General features: G+C 52.8%; 14 protein-coding genes. 3 read left to right on the top strand and 11 right to left on the bottom strand.

The window, feature by feature from the left end; all coding sequences use genetic code 11:
- Positions 1–14: 14 nt before the first annotated feature.
- The 4 genes from C5523_RS08500 to mqo form a co-directional block, all read right to left on the bottom strand.
- Positions 15–578 (bottom strand): hypothetical protein, encoded by a 564-nt coding sequence (locus tag C5523_RS08500; RefSeq protein WP_071195668.1) that lies wholly within the window; start codon positions 576–578, stop codon positions 15–17.
- Positions 575–976 carry a septal ring lytic transglycosylase RlpA family protein gene (locus C5523_RS08495; RefSeq protein WP_079496270.1) on the bottom strand — a complete coding sequence of 134 codons (402 nt, stop codon included), beginning with the start codon at positions 974–976 and terminating at the stop codon, positions 575–577. The genes C5523_RS08500 and C5523_RS08495 overlap by 4 nt, the downstream gene beginning before the upstream one ends.
- Positions 977–1,267: 291 nt before the next feature.
- Positions 1,268–1,558, bottom strand: a complete 291-nt coding sequence (locus C5523_RS27240) for a hypothetical protein (protein ID WP_146194775.1) — start codon at positions 1,556–1,558, stop codon at positions 1,268–1,270.
- Positions 1,559–1,782: 224 nt separating this feature from the next.
- On the bottom strand, positions 1,783–3,441 hold the full coding sequence (mqo, locus tag C5523_RS08490) for a malate dehydrogenase (quinone) (protein ID WP_039079932.1): 1,659 nt from the start codon (positions 3,439–3,441) through the stop codon (positions 1,783–1,785).
- Between the two features lie 278 nt (positions 3,442–3,719).
- Between mqo and C5523_RS08485 the strand changes: the two genes are divergently transcribed.
- Positions 3,720–4,955 (top strand): SulP family inorganic anion transporter, encoded by a 1,236-nt coding sequence (locus C5523_RS08485; RefSeq protein ID WP_071195667.1) that lies wholly within the window; start codon positions 3,720–3,722, stop codon positions 4,953–4,955.
- On the opposite strand, the gene mgtE is transcribed toward C5523_RS08485, so the two are convergent.
- The 6 genes from mgtE to C5523_RS08455 form a co-directional block, all read right to left on the bottom strand.
- A complete protein-coding gene (gene mgtE / locus C5523_RS08480; protein WP_071195666.1) occupies positions 4,918–6,354 on the bottom strand; it encodes a magnesium transporter in 1,437 nt (478 codons plus the stop codon). The two genes, C5523_RS08485 and mgtE, sit on opposite strands and share 38 nt — an antisense overlap.
- Before the next feature lie 158 nt (positions 6,355–6,512).
- A complete protein-coding gene (locus C5523_RS08475) occupies positions 6,513–8,156 on the bottom strand; it encodes a multidrug ABC transporter permease/ATP-binding protein (RefSeq protein WP_071195665.1) in 1,644 nt (547 codons plus the stop codon).
- A gap of 73 nt (positions 8,157–8,229) precedes the next feature.
- Positions 8,230–8,880, bottom strand: a complete 651-nt coding sequence (gene alkB / locus C5523_RS08470; protein WP_071195664.1) for a DNA oxidative demethylase AlkB — start codon at positions 8,878–8,880, stop codon at positions 8,230–8,232.
- Positions 8,880–9,959, bottom strand: a complete 1,080-nt coding sequence (gene ada, locus C5523_RS08465) for a bifunctional DNA-binding transcriptional regulator/O6-methylguanine-DNA methyltransferase Ada (RefSeq protein ID WP_071195663.1) — start codon at positions 9,957–9,959, stop codon at positions 8,880–8,882. The genes alkB and ada overlap by 1 nt, the downstream gene beginning before the upstream one ends.
- Positions 9,960–10,031: 72 nt before the next feature.
- The gene (gene apbE / locus C5523_RS08460; protein ID WP_071195758.1) at positions 10,032–11,075 is read right to left on the bottom strand and encodes an FAD:protein FMN transferase ApbE; all 1,044 of its coding nucleotides are present in this window, start codon (positions 11,073–11,075) and stop codon (positions 10,032–10,034) included.
- 113 nt (positions 11,076–11,188) lie between these two features.
- Complete coding sequence (locus C5523_RS08455) at positions 11,189–12,310, bottom strand: porin OmpC (RefSeq protein ID WP_039079925.1); 1,122 nt, start codon at positions 12,308–12,310, stop codon at positions 11,189–11,191.
- A gap of 842 nt (positions 12,311–13,152) precedes the next feature.
- Here C5523_RS08455 and rcsD point away from each other — a divergent pair.
- Both rcsD and rcsB read left to right on the top strand, forming a co-directional pair.
- Positions 13,153–15,822, top strand: coding sequence for a phosphotransferase RcsD (gene rcsD / locus C5523_RS08450; RefSeq protein WP_079496264.1), 2,670 nt, complete (start codon positions 13,153–13,155; stop codon positions 15,820–15,822).
- A 16-nt stretch (positions 15,823–15,838) separates the two neighbouring features.
- Entirely contained in the window at positions 15,839–16,489 is a 651-nt protein-coding gene (gene rcsB / locus C5523_RS08445) for a response regulator transcription factor RcsB (protein WP_039079923.1), read from the top strand.
- 34 nt (positions 16,490–16,523) lie between these two features.
- Here the strand turns inward: rcsB and rcsC are convergent, their stop codons facing one another.
- Positions 16,524–19,370 (bottom strand): two-component system sensor histidine kinase RcsC, encoded by a 2,847-nt coding sequence (gene rcsC, locus C5523_RS08440; RefSeq protein ID WP_108700934.1) that lies wholly within the window; start codon positions 19,368–19,370, stop codon positions 16,524–16,526.
- Between the last annotated feature and the right edge of the window lie 22 nt (positions 19,371–19,392).

The raw sequence follows: 19,392 nt of genomic DNA, 5'->3' as shown, positions 1-19,392 counted from the left end.
AAGACCTGTCCCTGTCAATTACAAGACTGAGGCATCAATTTGTTGGTGTTTTCCCGCCAGCCATAACAGCTCGCTTTGAGCGCTGTCGGTTTAGGTTCATAAAGGACTAACAATCGCTGACCGGATTCATTGATTTTCCAACTGACGCTGGCAGCCGTCTTTTCTGCCAGTTTTATTGGTCGGTTTTGTGTATCCAGTCCATACAGTTCAACTTGCCCGGCGGCGGCACCAAATTGAAGCGTCACGGCCACAAGAGCATTTCCTTGCCAGCGCCATTCAGGCAGAGGTTGCAACGCAGGTGACCAGGCGTCCGGCCAGCTTGTTGACCACACCGATGAGGCAGCCCCTTTATCCTGCTTGAATAACGCCAGGTAAGAAACGCTGGAATCTGCCCGCCCTTCCTGCCAGACGACCCAGCGCAATGCCCCCTGAGGATCGGCATCCATGAGACTCAAATTACGTACCGGTTCCGCCATGATGCGATTAATCGCATCAGGCGTTTTGTTTTCCGCTGCCTGCACGGCAACACTGGTGATAAAACCCAGGGCAAAAAAAGGAATAGCAAATAGAGTCTTCATGGGGTTACAGGTCCCTGTAGCGTACTGGCTGGCACAACGATGATGGATTGTAAGGTAATCAAGCCTGCCGTTTTATCGGTAATAGCATTGATCGGCCGGCCACTCAGATAAGCAAACGCAGCTCGACTTAAATCAAGGACACGCGCCATTGAACCATCGCCAGCCCCACGATCATTCACTTTGACGATGACTGACCGCCCCTGGTATGTCAGTTTTAGTTTTGTGCCAAGCGGTACGGCATGCCAGCGTTCACGTGGCAATAAAGCGGCGGTATACGCCGTATGGGTGTAAAGATCGCCGCTCGCAGTCATTTTATTGAGAAAGAAATCTGAATAAGTCGAAGCCACACCAGATACCGGAAGTCCCATTCTTTGCTCCGCAATGATGTTAATAAACATGCGCCCTTATTAAGGAAGAAGCTAATAATAAACCTAACTTTTTAGCTGCGTAACAATAGAAACAAACATTCAGCAATGACTCAGATTAATCTTAACCACATGCCGTTCAGATATTTTATGGCAGAAAAAGAAGGCGGCTGACGCGTTATTTTTGCGCCCGGAAGGTCAGCAAAATATCGACCAAAACAGCAACTATCAAGACCGCTATCCGACCGCAGGCAGCAAAGGTGGTCAGTAGGATTTCAGAGGTAATGATGGTTGTGATTTTGCTGCTGTTGCCGGCGGAACAGCTTATCCACCGATAAGGTATCGGGTACTCCTCTGCCCGGCGCTACTGGCGATAAAATCAGTAGGTGTTGCACACCGTTTGCCAGCCAATTTTATTGCAGTAGGTGGTTTTCGGCATCGATTATGGAGAGTTTGCAATGACTGACTGAGCGCCTGTTGTTGCTGCTGATAATTATGCTGTTCTTGCTGCTGACGTTGAACAATGGCGACGGCAAAGCTATCGCACTGCGCTTTTGTCGGTGGCGTTTTTTCTGCCGCTGCTGACATTTCATTGAATGTGGTCTGATAAAACACCGGGTCATAAGTCCAGCTATTTAAATCGCGCGCTGCGTAATTTTTCGCTGCTGCAGCAATCTGATAATCCAGAAAGCCAGGCGAGACACATTTGTTTGCCGCGACATCGGCAAGAGCAATGCGTTAATAATTGACATAAGGGATGGTGGGTTGTGGCGTAGCACAGCCAACAAGCACAGCGGCAAACGTTACGACAAAAAAACCTGCCGAAGCAGGTTTCTCGATTAGAGCGCAATATCCGCCGCGGGTTCATTCTCCGCCGGCACAACATGCGAGGGTTTTCGTACCGGGGGCGTAGCATCCGCCAGCGGCGATTCGTCGCATTTCAGCCCCAGCACGCGACTGGTGTAATGCAACTCTTCATCCGAGGCTTCAACGTTGCCGTCAAGCTTCACGCCGAGGAACGGAATGATCTCTTTGAGTTTCGCCTGCCACTCAGGAGAAGCGACTTTTTCCGGGAAGACCTTCTGCATCAGTTCCAGCATGATCGGCGCGGCGGTGGACGCGCCCGGCGATGCGCCCAACAGCGCAGCGATAGTGCCCTCTTTGTCGCTCACCACTTCGGTGCCCAGACGAAGTTCGCCCAATTTCTTCGCATTGCGTTTGATGATCTGCACGCGCTGCCCGGCCTGCCACAAACGCCAGTCCTCTTTTTTAGCCAGCGGATAGTACTCGCACAGGGCATCAAAACGATCGTCGTCGTTTTGCAGCACCTGGTTCATCAGGTATTTCACCAGGCTGAAATTGGTCATCCCGACGCTTAACATAGGCAGGAAGTTAGAGCTGTTAGTTGAGCGCAGCAGATCCCACAGCGAGCCATTTTTCAAAAAGCGCGTTGAGAAGGTGGCGAACGGTCCAAACAGCAGCACGCGTTTGCCATCAATGATACGCGTATCGATATGCGGTACCGACATCGGCGGCGCGCCCACTGTCGCCTGACCGTAGACCTTCGCCAGATGGCTATTCACCACGTCAGGGTTTTCGGAGACCAGGAACTGGCCGCCGACCGGGAAGCCCGCGTATTCCGCCGCTTCCGGGATACCGGATTCCTGCAATAGTTTCAGCGCGGCGCCACCGGCGCCAATAAAGATAAATTTGGCCTTGATAACCTGATCGACGCCGCTGTTTTTCAGGCTGGCAATGGTCACATTCCAGGTGTTATCCGCATTGCGTTTGATGCTGCGGACTTCACTGCCCAGTTTCAGCGAGAAGTTGTCTTTACGCTGTAAGGAATGAATCAGTTGGCGGGTAATCTCGCCGAAATTCACATCGGTACCGATTTCCGTCCGCGTCGCCGCCACTTTCTGCTGCGGGTCGCGCCCTTCCATTACCAGCGGCGCCCACGCGCGGATCTGCTCGTGGTTTTCCGTATAGCGCATGCCACGGAATAACGTACTTTGCTGCAACGCTTTGTAGCGGGCACGCAGGAAGTTAACGTTGTCATCGCCCCACACCAGACTCATATGCGGGACGGTATTAATGAATGAGCGCGGTTCGCTCAGCACACCGGTTTCCACCTGATGCGCCCAGAACTGACGAGAGATACGAAACGCTTCGTTAATCTCAATCGCCTTTTTGATGCTGATTGTTCCATCCTGGTTTTGCGGGGTGTAGTTCAGTTCCATCAAGGCGGCGTGCCCCGTACCGGCATTATTCCAGCCGTTGGAGCTCTCTTGCGCCAGCGCGTCCAGCCGTTCCACCATGGTGATCGACCAGTTGGGCTCCAGCTCCTGGAGGTAGGTTCCCAACGTGGCGCTCATGATCCCACCACCGATTAAAAGCACATCCGTTTCCTGCTCTTTCGATGCGTTAGCTTTTGCTGCCGCGGAGACAGCATTAAGCCCGACAGCCATCGAAAACAGTCTGGCAGTCATTCTTTTCATAATGTTAATGCCTTACTTTTAGTGCTGCTTTATTAGCAGTTATCGCGGGTAACTTCGTTAGCGTATCTAACCTAGCACGGGGGAAAGAGGATTTAAATAATGTTTAAACATTAAATAGTCATTGCATAAATGTTATTAATAAGTTTAATAATTGCATTAAAAATAACCATGTTTACTGGCAACTTTTGCTAAGAAACAGTAGTATTCTCCGCTTTGTCAAACACATGACATCCCATCCATTTATTGATGCCTGTCGTTAATCACCCCTGCAAAAAGTTATGACTGAAAAATTATTCTCCCCAACGGGTCGGGTTAGCCATGTGCTGCGCTCCCCTCAATTGATGACACGCGAAGCGCTGGCGGGTGTGATTACCGCGCTGGCGTTGATTCCGGAAGTGATCTCCTTCTCGGTGATCGCGGGCGTCGATCCCAAAGTCAGCCTGCTGGCCTCCGTGGTGCTGTGCATCAGCATGTCGTTGCTGGGCGGGCGACCCGCGATGGTAACCGCAGCGGCCGGTTCAGTTGCGCTGGTGATTGGCCCGATGGTGCACCAACACGGCGTGAAATACATTCTGCCCGCTGTCGTGCTTGCAGGCGTTATACAAATTATCTTTGGCTTAACGCGAATGGCGCGTCTGATGCGCTTCGTGCCACAAGCAGTGATGACAGGCTTTGTGAATGCGCTGGGTATTTTGATTTTCTTCGCCCAGGTGCCCCATTTCTGGAGCCGCGAACCGCTGATCCTCGCGCTCTTCGTCCTGACAGTGCTGATTGTCCTGTGGTGGCCACGCTGGGTGAAAAGCGTGCCCGCACCGCTGGTGGCCATCGTGGTGCTGACGTTATTTACCGTCCTCACCGGACAAACGCTACCTACCGTGGGCGACGAAGGTCCTATGCAAGGCGGCCTGCCTGGCTTCACCGAATGGCGGGTACCTTTTAACCTCGCCACCCTCGGCATTATCTGGCCCTGCGCGCTCAGTATCGCCTTTGTTGGCCTGTTGGAATCATTGTTGACCGCACGTCTGGTGGATGATTTAACCCATACGCCATCCAGCAAAAGCCGGGAAAGCGCCGGGCTGGGGATCGCCAATATCCTCGCGGGTTTTTACGGCGGTATCGCAGGTTGCGCAATGATTGGGCAGACCATCGTCAATGTGGAAATGGGCAAAGGACGCAGCCGCGTATCCACCATCGTGGCGGGGCTGGTGCTCTTATTGCTGGTGACGGCACTGAGCGAGGTAATGGCGGAAATTCCGATGGTGGTCCTGGCGGGCATTATGACCATTGTCGCCTGTAAAACCTTTAGCTGGCATAGCCTCTATCCGGCAACGCTGCAACGCGCGCCGATTGCCGAAACCGTGGTGATGATCGTCACCGTTGCGGCAACCATCAGTACCGGCAATCTGGCGATTGGCGTACTGGCAGGGATGATTGCGATGGCTCTCCTTCCTGCACGTTTACATAACGCGCGTGGCGCTACAGCAGAAAAATCGTCGCCAGCCCAAGAAAAATAAAAAAGCCCCCGGTATCGGTAATCGCCGTGATCATCACGCTCGAGCCGACCGCCGGGTCACGCCCGAAACGCACCATTGTCATTGGGATAAGCACGCCCATCAATGCCGCCATCAGCAAGTTGAGCACCATCGCCAGCGTCATCACGCCACCCAGCGCAGCATCATCATAGAGTAGCCAGGTAACGCCCCCCATGATCCCTCCCCACACCAGACCATTCACCAACGCCACACCCATTTCACGCAAGACTAAAAAGCGAAAATTGCCCGGCTGAATGGTCTGCAACGCCAGGGCGCGAACAATCATTGTGATGGTCTGATTACCGGTGTTTCCGCCGATACCGGCAACAATAGGCATCAACGCGGCCAGCGCTACCAACTGTGAAATGGTGTGTTCAAAACCGTCAATCACCCGTGAAGCAATAAATGCCGTGCACAGATTAATCGCCAGCCATGCCCAGCGGTTTTTCACCGCACGGGTCACCGGCGCAAAGACATCCTCTTCGGCACTCAGACCGCCCATCTGACGCAAATCGTTGTCAGTCTCTTCGTAAACCACATCCACGATGTCGTCGATGGTAAGGCGGCCAATTAATTTGCCGTCGGTATCGGTAACAGCCGCGCTAATTAGGTCATCGCGTTCAAAGGTATGCGCCGCGTCTTGCGCCTGTTCATCAGGCGAAAAGGTGACCGGATCGTCATTCATCACCTCACCTACCCGGCAGGCACTGCCTTTCAGTAAGATGGTTTGCAGCGCCAGCTCGCCAAGCAGTATGCCGTCACGTCCGGTGACAAAGAGTTTGTCGGTGTTTTCCGGCATCTTGCCCAGCCTGCGTAAATAGCGTTGTACGGTGGCCAGCGTCAAATTCGGACGCACGGTGATCACTTCAAATTCCATGATCGCCGCAACGCAGTCTTTGCCGTAGCGCATCACCTGGCGTACCCGGGCGCGATCGGTTGCCGGCAGTGTTGCCAGCAGACGCCCGGTCAGATTACGCGGCAGATGCTGCACCAGCCAGATTTGGTCGTCGATATCCAGCGTTTGCAATGCATCCAGCAACGCTTTATCACTCATTCCATCAATCAGGTCTTCCCAGACGTTTTCCGACGCTTCCAGCAAGACTTTGCCACGTTTGTCATCTTCTACCAGTCGCCACAGAGCAAGACGCCCGTCTATCGGCAACCCTTCGAGGGTATCGGCTAAATCCGGCGCCGGTAAATGCGCCACCAATGCGTTGACCTCAGCCATGTCACTGCTGAGCTTATCGGCGTCAAACTGTTCCGCCAGAGTTAACTCGCCAAGCAACGTTGCGGTGAGCGATTTTTCGGTGGTGAGAAGCCAGATTAAACGCGCACGTTCCTGATCGCGTAATCTGCTACTGCTTTTTTTGCTGACAGACATTGGACGTTCCCTGCGTAGTAACTCACCTTTATGAGATGAAGGCGTACAGGTCTAAGCATAGCGGCAGGTGATGTAAATATTAATAAGCCGTGCGTACAGATGGGTAAAAGAGAGATATTTTGCTGATTTTCCGGGCGTTTCCGCCCGAAAATTAACCATCAAGCCGTGCGGGCAACCGCATCGCGGGAGGCGAGCTCACGCTCCTCCCCGGTCAGTTCGCTTAATTGACCGTTACGCATTTCCAGCAAACGATCGGCATGGATAAAGTAATGATCATCGTGGCTGATGGCGAAAATGGTTTTCCCCATCGCCTGCATTAGCGGTAACAGCACCTGGTAGAACTCGCGACGGAAGTGTGGATCCTGGTCGGCAGCCCACTCATCAAGCAGCAAAATATCGCGCTCTTCCGCCAGTGCCAGCAGTAGCGCAACTCGCTTTTTCTGCCCTTTCGACAGTTTCAGATCGAGGATTTTGCCATCCTTGAGCTCCAGCTTGTGCGCCATTTTCAGCTTTTGCAGCCAGTGGTCCACCAGCGCCGGATCCGCCTGTTGACCCTCCGCGCCCAGCAGTTGATCAAAAAGCCAGACATCGGTAAACACGGCGGAAAACAGCTTGCGATAATCCTCCGGCTTTTCCTTCGCAAGTGGCTTACCGTCCAGCAGAATTTCGCCAGAAACCGGTTCATACAACCCGGTTAACAACATCGCCAGCGTCGATTTACCGCTGCCATTGCCGCCAATCAGGAAGACCAGTTCGCCGCGCCTGAGCGTCAGGTTAATCGGCCCCACGGAAAACGTTTTGTCCTGATAGGTAAAAGTGACATCGCGCAATTCCAGCGTTTCCCAGTTCGGGTAAAGCTGTGGTCGCGGGAAGTCAGGCTGATACGGCGCCAGCGAGAACTGCTTAAGTTTATTGAACGCCACCTGCGCGCTCAATAGTGTCGGCAGCGCGCCAATGGCTGAGAGCAGAGGGGTGCGCAGGAACAAAAGTGTCAATGAGTAGGTCGCCGCGACATTGGTATCTGCCCAGCCCAGACTGTTTGCCATCCAGAACACCAGGCCAATCGCCCCCAACATCATGATATTCGACCAGTTCACCGCGCTCAGGTGGAAAGTGTCAGCACGGATAATGTGGTGGCGATATTCTCGGGCATCCGGCAGATACAGATTGTTATAGACATGCCCGGCACGCTCGCGGTTAAGGGTCAGCTCTTTGCGCCCTTCCAGTACGGTCTGAAAGTCGTTGTACAGCTTGTCTTCGGTTTCACGCAGCGTCGCCATATGTTTATAAACACGGGAGACCAGAATAAATCCACCCCAGATAGTCAGTGCCATCCACAGCGCGGTGATGACCAGCATTTTACCGGACAACCAGGCCAGATACGCCGAAGAGCCAATCGTCAGAATAATCCCCTGCACCAGTTCCGGCAGACGCACAAACGCAATGGTAATACTACGCACGTCGCTGGTCAGCCCGGCCAGCAGCGTGGCACTGCCAAGCTTTTCAATACGCTCAACAGGGGTGTCGAGTATGCGCTTGATAAACTCACCGCGCAGGCGATAGACAAAATGGTGGCCGAGGGTGGTTAATGCCAGTTGAGACCCCAGCGTCACCGCCATCAGCAACAGAAGTAAGCCCAGGAACTCCGGCAACACGGCCAGCGACATATCCACCGTTTCAATCAGGCGGAGATTGATAAAGGCAATAAGCCCGATGCCCAGCGCGGCGCTAAGCAGCGTTAGCGCGATAACGGCGATAAAAGGCCAGCGGTACTGCCGCCAGACCAGCAGGAGAAGTTCCATCACAAAACCCGGTCAACCAAAACAGCCAGCAGTTTAAACGGCTGATTGTTTACATCAAGAATAATTCTTATTTTTATTCAATCTTTCTTGCCCGCCGAAAAGTGAGGTTAAAACGGCACTCTCCGGTCGCCGGATGATGCCCCGGTTTAAGCGGTAAAATGCCATGATAAAACAGTCGTGACGCCCCACCCCACACCACCACGTCACCGTGCTCAAGCATTAAACGTTGTATGGGGTCATTGCGTTTAAGGCCACCAAACTGGAACACCGCCGGCAGGCCAAGCGAGACAGAGACGATAGGCGCACGTAAATCCGGTTCGTCTTTATCCTGATGCAACGAGAGTTTCGCACCGGGTACATAACGGTTAATCAGGCAGGCATCCGGTCTGAAATCCGCATAGTCTGCCGCCACCGCCGCATCATGGCAAAGCGTCGCAAAAGCATCAGGGATAGCAGGCCAGGGATTGCCCGTTTGTGGATCAATCCCGGAATAGAGATACCCTCTGGCGTCGGTCGTCCAGCCCACTTCGCCGCAGTTGGTCATCGCCACCGACATGGTGTAGCCGCCGGGCGTTACCATATGACGCAGCGGCGACACCTGCGTTACTGCCTCAATGCCCGCCAGTAAAGCCTGTGCTTTTGCCAGCGCAAAACGCCGCAGGACCACCGCGCCAGGGGCGAGAGGTTCTTGCCAGGGTTCTTCATCGGCAAATAAATCGAGCATTATGTCTCCTTCGATTCTGATTCCTGCCGCAGAAGGCGGGCTTTACGCGTCGCCCCCCAACGATAACCGGACAGCCCGCCATCGGAGCGAACCACCCGATGACAAGGCACCACAATGGCAAGCTTGTTCGCCGCACAGGCGCGGGCGACGGCACGCACCGCGCCCGGCTTACCAAGGGTGTTTGCCAGCGACTGATAACTGACGGTTTCCCCCACCGGAATGGCGCGCAGCGCGTTCCAGACCTGGAGCTGAAATGCCGTACCGCGCAAGTCCAGAGGCAGGGTAAAAGGTGAAGCCGGATTATCAATGCGCCTCACGACCTCCTCAACCTGTTCAACAAACCTTTCATCTGCCTGCTCGCGTCGGGCGCTGGGGAAGATACTTCGCAGTTCCTCCAGCAGTGCGTCCTCGTTATCAGCCAGCAAAATGGCGCAGATCCCGCGTTCACTTTGCGCCACCAGGCAATGCCCTAAAGAACAATGACTCAGGGCATAGCAGACATCCGTATCATCACCGCCGCGTCGATACTGGCGCGCCGTCATTCCCAGCGCGGCGTCAGCCTGCCGATAGTAGCTGCTGTTATCGGGAAACCCTGCCGCCAGTACCGCATCGGTGATCGTGGCGCTTTCATTAAGCGCGTTGCGCAGACGCTGCGCACGAAAAGCAAGCTGCCAGGCTTTCGGCGTCATGCCGGTTACGGACTTAAACAGCCGGTGGAAATGCCAGGGGCTCATGGCGACGGCATCCGCCAGGGTTTCCAGGGTCACACTCCCCTCCTGTTCCAGCAAGCGACAGGCCTTTTCCACTTTTGCAATCCGTTGCTGCTGCGGGTCCGCTCTTTCAGGCTGACAGCGTTTGCAGGGGCGAAACCCGGCAGCCTGCGCGGTGTCGGCATCGGGGTAAAAACCGACATTCTCGCGCAGGGGCCGGCGTGAACGGCAGGAGGGGCGGCAAAAAATGCCGGTGGTTCGTACCGCGAAGACAAATTGCCCGTCGTGGCTGGCATCACGCGCGCAGACAGCCTGCCAGCATTGTTCATCGGTCAACGGTTGTTGATATAACGTCGTGGATGTTTTCATCTCAGGCTCCTCTTTCAAGCATAGCTTCACTGTGCCCGATAGCCCGGACGAAAAAACCCGCATTCTTGCTGTCTAATTTTTCTCGTTGAGCAGAAACGCAGAAAACTGTGGCGACATCCAGGTGGTAAACTTGTCACCTTCCCGCATGATCATATAGACCGCCAGCCCCTCTTTGCGCACGATATCCTGCGCTTTCGCCGTGCCAAGCACCATCAGGCCGGTATCCCAGGCATCAGCTTCCAGTGCGGTGGGGGCAATCACCGTCACCGAGACCAGATTATGCTCAACGGGGCGGCCGGTCTGCGGGTCAATCACGTGGGAAATGCGTTTACCGTCCAGCTCATAGTAGTTGCGATAGCTGCCAGAGGTGCTGATGCCGTGGCCATTAATATCCACCACCGCCTGCACCGCATTTTCCTTGTCGGTCGGCTTTTGTATCGCTACACGCCAGGGTTGCCCCTGCCCGTTCATACCCCGACTGACCAGCGCTCCCCCCACCGACACCAGATAGCGCGAGATCCCTTCACGCTCCATCAGGCGCGCAAGATGATCGGCAGCATACCCTTCGCCAACGGTCGAGAGGTCGACAAAAAGATCCGGCAGATCTTTTTGCAGATACTGCTGTTGCGCCTCGTTAATGACCTTAAGATGTTGTAACCCGGTACGCGCTTTGGCCGCATCGATTTGCGCCTGATCCGGCACTTTGTTGGGCTGCTTGTCCGGCCCAAAGCCCCATAAATTTACCAGCGGTCCAACCGTGATATCCATTGCCCCCTGCGTGTGGGCTCCAACGCGCAATGCGGCGGTGACAATATCAGCCATATCGGCGCTCACCGGCCACGGCGCCAGACTGGCAGAATGGTTAAAGCGCATTAGCGCCGAATCGGGTTTCCACGTTGATAGCGCTTGATCGTCGGCATCAAGCTGCGCCTGAATTTTCTGCGTCAGGCTTTTCGCTTTCTCCGGGCTTAACGCGATGGCGCTCACGCGCCAGAAGGTGCCCATCGTTTTGCCTTCAAGCATCGTGGGGGGTTCCACCTGGGAGGCGGGGTTATCGCATCCGTTTAATAATGCGAGCGCAAGCAGCAGGCCTGCACGCAGAAATGTCGTCGCCATCGTCTTTTCCCTATCCGTTTTGCGCCGCCAGAGTACACCAAATTTAACGAGGGTGAGACGGGGTTCAGCCATAAAAAAAGGGGCCAGAGGGCCCCTTTGTCGAGAATTGCTGCTTAGAACTGGTAAACCAGGCCCAGGGCAACAACGTTGTCGGTGCTGATACCAGCCTGACGAGTGAAGGTGTTGTCATCCAGCAGGTTGATTTTGTAATCAACATAGGTGGACATGTTTTTGTTGAAGTAGTAAGTCGCGCCAACATCAACATATTTCAGCAGATCCTGGTCGCCGAAATCGGTCGTACCGTTGGTAACGTCTTTACCTTTAGACTGCAGGTAAGCAACGGACGGACGCAGACCGAAGTCGAACTGGTACTGAGCAACCACTTCGAAGTTTTGTGCTTTGTTCGCAAAACCATAAACGGTGCTGCTGTTCTGAGAGTTACCGAAACGGGTTGCGTTGTAGGTCTGGGTGTACTGCGCCGCCAGATAGATGTTGTTGGCGTCATATTTCAGACCGCCGCTATAAACGTCTGCATTGTCGCCGCTACCATAAACGCCAGCCGCATTCTGGTCAGCGGTACGTTTAGAGGTAGACATTGCAGCGCCTGCGCTAAAGCCAGCACCCAGATCGTAGGTCAGAGACGCGCCGAAGCCGTCGCCGTTCTGTTTCAGCGTGCTACGACCTGTGCTGTTTTCACCGCTGACGCTGCCGTTTTTGCCCTGATACTGCAGAGCAAAGTTCAGGCCATCAACCAGACCGAAGAAGTCGGTGTTACGGTAAGTTGCAACGCCGTTAGCACGGGATTGCATGAAGTTATCAGCGCCGTAGGTATCCCCACCGAATTCCGGCAGGACGTCGGTCCAGGACGTTACGTCATAGATCACGCCGTAGTTACGACCATAGTCGAAAGAACCCGCATCACCGACACGCAGGCCAGCGAATGCCAGACGAGTCCAGGCCTGATCGCTTGAACCTTCAGTGTCGTTTGCCTGAACGTTGTATTCCCACTGACCGTAACCCGTGATCTGGTCGTTTACCTGGGTTTCGCCTTTGAAGCCGAAACGTACGTATGTCTGATCGCCATCAGCGCCTTTATCATCGGAGAAATAATGCAGACCGTCGACTTTACCGTACAAATCTAATTTGTTGCCGTTTTTATTATAAATTTCCGCTGCATTTGCTGCGCCTGCTACCAGCAGTGCTGGTACCAGGAGGGACAGTACTTTAACTTTCATGTTATTAACCCTCGGTTATATGCGTTTTTATAGCCACTGCTCACTGATCAATCCTATTAATCAGCCTGCAAGTTCATTCTCCTTAAAAATACAGAATAATCCAATAAGAATATGATACGAAAACTTTGAAGATGTTTCATATTGCATTATAGATGTTTCAATTTGTAAATTCAGGGGAACTTTTTTTAGCACAAATAGCTAAATAATAAAGCACAAATAATCAAAATATAATTTAAGATACAATAAAAACAATGAGTTACGCTATTTTCATGTTTTTAGCACTGAATGCAAAACTAATTTATAAATTCGGCACTAATATAATCATCGCTATCATCATTAACTTTATTTATTACCGTCATTCGATTCTGAATGTCTGTTTACCCCTATTAGGACCGAATGCCTGGCATTCGGTTTTTTTTTACCTTTCTTTACGTAAATAAATTCAATTTGTGCTAAATGAAAGAATTTGTAATGACTATTAATTAAACAATATTCGTGCCAGGTACCGTGCAAAAAGATAATCCATTTTTTATTTTCTTGTTATTTAGTGCGATTTTTCCCAACGAAGCGGTAAATATCTGTACAGAATCGCATGAATTGTACATTTTTTAGCATCTGGTTTAGGCGAGCTTTTTTCGTTCGTCTGCAAGACATTTGCCCGAACGAGAGTCTGGAAATTCATTCATTACCCGATATACTGCCTGCTGTACACAGCTCTGCAACATCACGCCGGCAAGACCGCCGTCATTGCTGGCAGGTTCTTACGGCATGGCAGCAACATTGTCTCAACGCGGATACTGAGTAGTAATCTGCAGTGTTGTCATTACGGGTTACACACACGAATGAGTCGATCGGACACCATGACCCCAGGAAAATTTTCTCTGATACCGGGCAACATCACCCGCTTCTTTCTTCTATTGATCATTGTCCTGCTGGTCACGTTGGGCGTAATGATACAAAGCGCCGTTAATGCCTGGCTAAAAGATAAAAGCTATCAGGTTGTCGATATCACTCACGCAATGCACAAGCGCATTGATACCTGGCGCTACGCTACCTGGCAAATCTACGACAACATCGCGGCAGCGACCTCTGGCAGTTCAAGTGATGGCTTACAGGAAACCCGCCTTAAGCAGGACGTTTACTATCTGGAGAAGCCACGGCGTAAAACAGAAGCGCTGATCTTCGGCTCCCATGACAGTTCGACGCTGGAAATGACGCAGCGAATCTCCACCTATCTGGATACCCTGTGGGGCGCAGAGACCGTTCCCTGGTCGATGTACTACCTCAATGGTCAGGACAATAGCATGATCCTGATCTCTACCCTGCCGTTGAAAGATCTCTCCTCCGGGTTTAAAGAGTCCACAATTGGCAGCATCGTCGATTCACGCCGCGCGGAGATGTTGCAACAAGCTAACGCGCTGGACGAACGCGAGAGCTTCTCTGCCCTGCGTCGCCTTTCCTGGCAGAATGGTCACTATTTCACCCTGCGCACCACGTTTAACCAGCCCGGTCATCTGGCGACGGTTGTGGCATTTGACCTGCCGATTAACGACCTAATCCCACCGGATATGTCGTTGGACAGCTTCCGTCTCGATACGGATAACGCGCAAAATAATCTGCGTTCCACCGATAAAGAGAGCACCGACAGCGTCACCATCAATTTCAATAGTTCGAAAATCGAGATTGCCTCTTCGCTCAACTCCACCGGCCTTCGCCTGGTCTGGCAGGTGCCGTTTGGTACGCTGCTGCTGGAGACCTTGCAAAATATTCTGTTGCCGCTGTTATTGAACATTGGTCTACTGGCGCTGGCGCTGTTTGGCTATACCACGTTCCGCCATCAGCCGGGCCGTCAGAGCGATGGGCTGGCCCCTGCGGGAAACAGTAACGAGCTGCGCGTTATGCGCGCCTTTAATGAAGAGATTGTCTCTCTGTTGCCGTTAGGGTTGCTGGTACATGACCAGGAAGCCAACCGCACCGTGTTGAGCAATAAAATCGCCGATCATTTGCTGCCGCATCTCAACTTGCAAAACATCACCTCTATGGCCGATCAGCATCAGGGGGTGATTCAGGCCACTATCAATAACGAATTGTATGAAATTCGCCAGTTCCGCAGCCAGGTGGCGTCGCGCACGCAAATTTTCATCATCCGCGATCAGGACAGAGAAGTACTGGTGAATAAAAAGCTCAAACAGGCGCAGCGCCTGTATGAGAAAAATCAGCAAGGTCGCGCAGCGTTCATGCAAAACATTGCCGAAGCGCTCAAGCAGCCTGTCAAAGCCCTGGCTGGCGAAGCCGCTGCGTTGAGCGATAAAGAGGGCAACCAGCTTGCTGATCATGCCGAAGCGCTGGCGAGACTGGTGGATGAGATCCAACTGGCCAATATGCTGGAAAACGACACATGGAAAGGACAATCCACGCTGTTTTCCATTCAGGATTTAATTGATGAAGTGGTGCCGCAGGTACTGCCTGTGATTAAGCGCAAGGGACTACAACTGCTCATCAATAACCATCTTCATGCGAAAGAAGAGCGCCACGGCGACCGTGATGCCCTGCTACGTATTTTGCTGCTGTTGATCCAGTACGCCGTGACGACAACGCAGATTGGCAAAATCACCCTTGAAGTGAGCATGGACGAATCAGCGGAAGATCGTCTGACCTTCCGTATCCTGGACACCGGCAACGGGGTAAGTAATAGCGAGATCGACAACCTGCACTTCCCGTTCCTCAATACCACTCAGGGCGATCAGTATGGTAAAGCCAATGCCCTCACCTTCTGGCTGTGCGATCAACTGGCCAGAAAACTCGGTGGTCACTTAAATATTAAAGCACGGGAGGAGCTCGGTACCCGTTATTCACTGCACGTGAAAATGGCAGTGCGCGCTCAACATGAGGAAGCCGAGGAGAAATTACTGGACGATGTGGTCGCCATGATTGATATCACCTCCAGCGAAATCCGCAATATTGTGGTTCGACAGCTCGAAAACTGGGGAGCAAGCTGTATCTCTCCGGATGAAAGGCTGTTAAGTCAAGAATATGACCTGTTTTTAACGGATAATCCGTCTAATCTTACATCCTCGGGCTTGCTTTTAAGCGATGATGAGGTCGGCGTGCGGAAAATTGGCCCCGGACAATTGCGCGTCAACTTTAATATGAGCAATGCAATGCAGGAAGCAATATTGCAGCTTATAGAAGAGCAACTGGCACAGGAAGACGTTATGGAGTCGCCTTTGGGTGGCGATGAAAATGCCGAACTCCATGCCAGCGGTTATTATGCGCTGTTTGTCGACACAGTACCGGATGATGTTAAGAGGTTGTATACTGAATCGGCGACAAGCGATTTCGCTGCACTGGCTCAGACAGCACACCGCCTGAAAGGGGTGTTTGCCATGCTTAATCTGGTTCCTGGTAAGCAGTTATGTGAAACGCTGGAGCATTTAATTCGTGAGAAGGATGTTCCAGGCATAGAAAATTACATCAGCGACATTGACGCTTACGTCAAGAGCTTGCTGTAGCAAGGTAGCCCAATACATGAACAATATGAACGTAATTATTGCCGATGACCATCCGATTGTACTGTTCGGTATTCGCAAATCACTTGAACAGATCGAATGGGTGAATGTAGTCGGTGAATTTGAAGACTCTACAGCACTTATCAATAATCTGCCGAAACTTGAGGCCAATGTTCTTATCACCGATCTGTCAATGCCGGGCGATAAATACGGTGATGGCATCACGCTGATTAAATACATCAAACGCCATTTCCCGAACCTGTCCATCATTGTTCTGACAATGAACAACAACCCGGCCATTCTGAGCGCCGTGCTGGATCTGGATATTGAAGGGATCGTGCTGAAACAGGGCGCACCAACCGACCTGCCTAAGGCGCTGGCTGCATTACAGAAAGGCAAGAAATTTACCCCGGAAAGCGTTTCCCGCCTGCTGGAAAAAATCAGCGCCGGTGGTTATGGCGATAAACGTCTGTCACCGAAAGAGAGTGAAGTATTGCGTCTGTTTGCCGAAGGTTTCCTGGTCACCGAAATCGCCAAGAAACTGAACCGCAGTATCAAGACCATCAGTAGCCAGAAGAAATCTGCCATGATGAAACTGGGTGTTGATAATGATATCGCCCTGCTGAATTACCTCTCCTCGGTCACACTGACCCAGACCGAGAAAGAGTAATACCTGCGACCCCGGCCCCCGCCGGGGTTTGTTTTTATCGCCGCTCTTTTCTTACTCGCGCACTGTAAAGCGCCAGCGTCTGTTTCAGCACATCCAGTGTTACCGGCTTCGACAGGCAGCTATCCATGCCCGACTCAAGACAACGCTGTTTCTCTTCGGCCAGCGCATTCGCCGTCACGCCGATAACCGGCAGGGTCATCCCCAATTCACGGATACGTTGCGTCAGGCGATAACCGTCCATGTTCGGCATGTTAACGTCGCTGAGCACAATATCGATGGGGTTTTTACTCAGGACATTCAGGGCATCTACACCATCGTTCGCCGTTTTGCATTGATATCCCAGCGAACCAAGCTGATCCGCCAGCAGACGGCGGTTGATCGGGTGATCGTCGACCACCAGAATCATCATGTCATCATTTCGCGCCTCGCCCGCGCCCGGTGGCGGCAGCGCGGTAGTGACTTCCGGCACCACCACCTCAACACGGTGAATTCGCCCAAGGATCGCAATCAGATCATGCGGCGACGCCACGCTAACCAGCCATTCATTTGGCGTACGCTCCAATGGAATACCAATATGGCGACGGCAGAACATGACGGCGGCCCGCCCGCTCCAGGACACTGGCAGTTCATCATCCGTAATAAAAGTGTCGTTTGCTCCCAGTGGGCGACCATCATAGTGCTGGGCCTGAATACCGTTATGCGCCAGCAAGGTTTCCAGGTAACTGCTAAGAAACGCATTACGTACCGCCAGCCAGCAACAGGTATTGGCAAGGCCATCAACATCCGCAGGCGCAAGCTCAACGGCGTCATACAACGGAATACGGATGGTAAACTGGCTGCCCATACCCGGTTCGGTATCGACGCTAATATCGCCATCCATCATGCTGATCAGTTTTTCGCAAATCGCCAGCCCCAGCCCGGTCCCCTGGAAGTTACGCTGCACGCCAGTGCCCACCTGGAAGAAGGGATCGAACAACCGCACCACTTCTTTGCCTGGGATCCCGACGCCGGTATCGCGTACGCGGATACTCAGATAATGTTCATCCCGGCGGACATGAAGAATAATACAGCCAATATCGGTAAACTTAATGGCGTTGCTGAGCAGGTTGGAGATAACCTGCTGCAGACGCATCGGATCGCCATTCAGCGTGGCAGGCACGTCCGGCTCGATAAAACAGTAAAGGCCGAGCTGTTTACGGACCACCAGCGGCGCATAGTTGGCGGTGATATGACTCATCACCTCGCGCGGGGAGAACTCACGCGGCTCAATTTTGAGTTGCTCAGATTCGATTTTCGAGAAATCGAGAATGTCGCTGATAATTTTTAGCAGCAGACTCGACGAGTTATTCATCGCCGTCACCAGACGGTCGACGCCTTTCGGCAGGTCTTTAGTCTGCAGCAGATCGAGGTTACCAATAATGCCGTACAGCGGCGTACGCAGTTCGTGACTGACGGTTGCCAGGAACATCGATTTTGACTGGCTCGCCTGCTCTGCCGCCTGCGCCATCTCCTGCAGCGATTCTTCCATTTTGACGCGCGCAGACACATCCACCAGTACACAAATCGCCACGTTTTCGTTGCGATAACGGGAATGGACAAAGCTTATCTGCAAATTGGTATTGTTGCTGGTCAGTACATCCACAAAGTTCACCTGCTGCCCGCAGATAATTTGCGTCAGACGTTGCCGATCTTCGTGGGTGAGCATATTCAGGTAGTTATGCGCCAGTTCATTACTCAGAATGTTGGTCCCATCCTGGGTACGTAAAATACAGATCCCCACCGGCGCCGAGGCGACGATTTTACGGTTGAACTGCTCGTGTTCTTCCAGACGCTGGGCGTCCGTTTCCGCCGGAATAAAAATTCGCCGTTCATACATACGTGCGAGGGTAAACAGTGCAACCCCCACAAGGATATTAAGCAGCACCGCATTGAGGATCAGCATGCGAATACGCTCAAGCACCAAGTCCACAGGCACCGAGTAGACGATACTCAGCGGCGATGGCGGCAGGCTCTTTTTGAGGATAAGGTCATGAAAGCCGGAGGTGTAACCAAACCAGGATCGTACCTGCAGCCAGCGCGGATCCGCCTCGATACGATTTTCCGCACCGGTCAGGGAAATCAACGCACGTCCGCTTTCATCAAAGATGGTCACACCCATTGGCAAACTGCCGGGGGTGAAAAAGTTCTCCATCCGAATGGATTGTTCCGTTCCCAGCAACGCCTGCAGACGATTGCCCAGATAAACCGGCGTCAGCGCATAAAAATAGCCGACTCCCGGACGCGCCCCCTGGCTCATCCAGTACAGGTTGTTGCCACGTTCATCCTGCGGCGCGTTGCGGTATTTCAGAATGCGCTCATGCAGACTTTTCAATGTCTCGTCGCGTTCGACCGGCACATCACGCAGGCCAAAATCCGCCACGCAGAGATTCTCACTCCCAATCAGGAATACGCGATTCAGGTCGTAAGCCGCCGAGAAGTTATCCCGCCAGTAGCGCATAAACCAGGCCAGTGACTCCAGAGAACCACGCCAGGCCGTACCCATTTTCGAGCAGTCAGAATCGGGGAACAGCGGCTGAAAATCAGGTACATCAGTTTTCGCATCCAGCCCACGAGAGGCAAGAATACCGTTTTCTGCCGTCAGACGGTTTTCAGCGATGTATTTCAGCTCTTTCATGACGTCGGAGGTGCGCTGAATATACCGCTGTGCCTGATCGGCACTGAGGTTAAATTCCTGGCGTATTTCCGACTCTTTATCACGCAACGCGTTGACGATGTAGAACACCGAAAAGAGAGCAATCAGCAGCCAAAGCACCAGAGCCAGCGCGCGGAAAAGATAGCGCGAGACTTTCAAAGTGCTACGAAAAGAGACGAGGTATTTCAACCTGGGGAAACTCCGCCATGAG

Origin of the sequence: Phytobacter sp. SCO41, from assembly GCF_003073275.1 — a bacterium.
Classification (GTDB): domain Bacteria; phylum Pseudomonadota; class Gammaproteobacteria; order Enterobacterales; family Enterobacteriaceae; genus Phytobacter; species Phytobacter diazotrophicus.
The sequence above is the reverse complement of the archived record's forward strand: the minus strand, read 5'-3'. Positions and strand labels throughout refer to the sequence as shown.

Bases quoted from the DNA above. Each gene is read 5' to 3' on its own strand.
- C5523_RS08500 (WP_071195668.1), bottom strand. From the start codon at position 578: ATGAAGACTCTATTTGCTATTCCTTTTTTTGCCCTGGGTTTTATCACC.
- C5523_RS08495 (WP_079496270.1), bottom strand. From the start codon at position 976: ATGTTTATTAACATCATTGCGGAGCAAAGAATGGGACTTCCGGTATCT.
- mqo (WP_039079932.1), bottom strand. From the start codon at position 3,441: ATGAAAAGAATGACTGCCAGACTGTTTTCGATGGCTGTCGGGCTTAAT.
- C5523_RS08485 (WP_071195667.1), top strand. From the start codon at position 3,720: ATGACTGAAAAATTATTCTCCCCAACGGGTCGGGTTAGCCATGTGCTG.
- mgtE (WP_071195666.1), bottom strand. From the start codon at position 6,354: ATGTCTGTCAGCAAAAAAAGCAGTAGCAGATTACGCGATCAGGAACGT.
- C5523_RS08475 (WP_071195665.1), bottom strand. From the start codon at position 8,156: ATGGAACTTCTCCTGCTGGTCTGGCGGCAGTACCGCTGGCCTTTTATC.
- alkB (WP_071195664.1), bottom strand. From the start codon at position 8,880: ATGCTCGATTTATTTGCCGATGAAGAACCCTGGCAAGAACCTCTCGCC.
- ada (WP_071195663.1), bottom strand. From the start codon at position 9,959: ATGAAAACATCCACGACGTTATATCAACAACCGTTGACCGATGAACAA.
- apbE (WP_071195758.1), bottom strand. From the start codon at position 11,075: ATGGCGACGACATTTCTGCGTGCAGGCCTGCTGCTTGCGCTCGCATTA.
- C5523_RS08455 (WP_039079925.1), bottom strand. From the start codon at position 12,310: ATGAAAGTTAAAGTACTGTCCCTCCTGGTACCAGCACTGCTGGTAGCA.
- rcsD (WP_079496264.1), top strand. From the start codon at position 13,153: ATGAGTCGATCGGACACCATGACCCCAGGAAAATTTTCTCTGATACCG.
- rcsB (WP_039079923.1), top strand. From the start codon at position 15,839: ATGAACAATATGAACGTAATTATTGCCGATGACCATCCGATTGTACTG.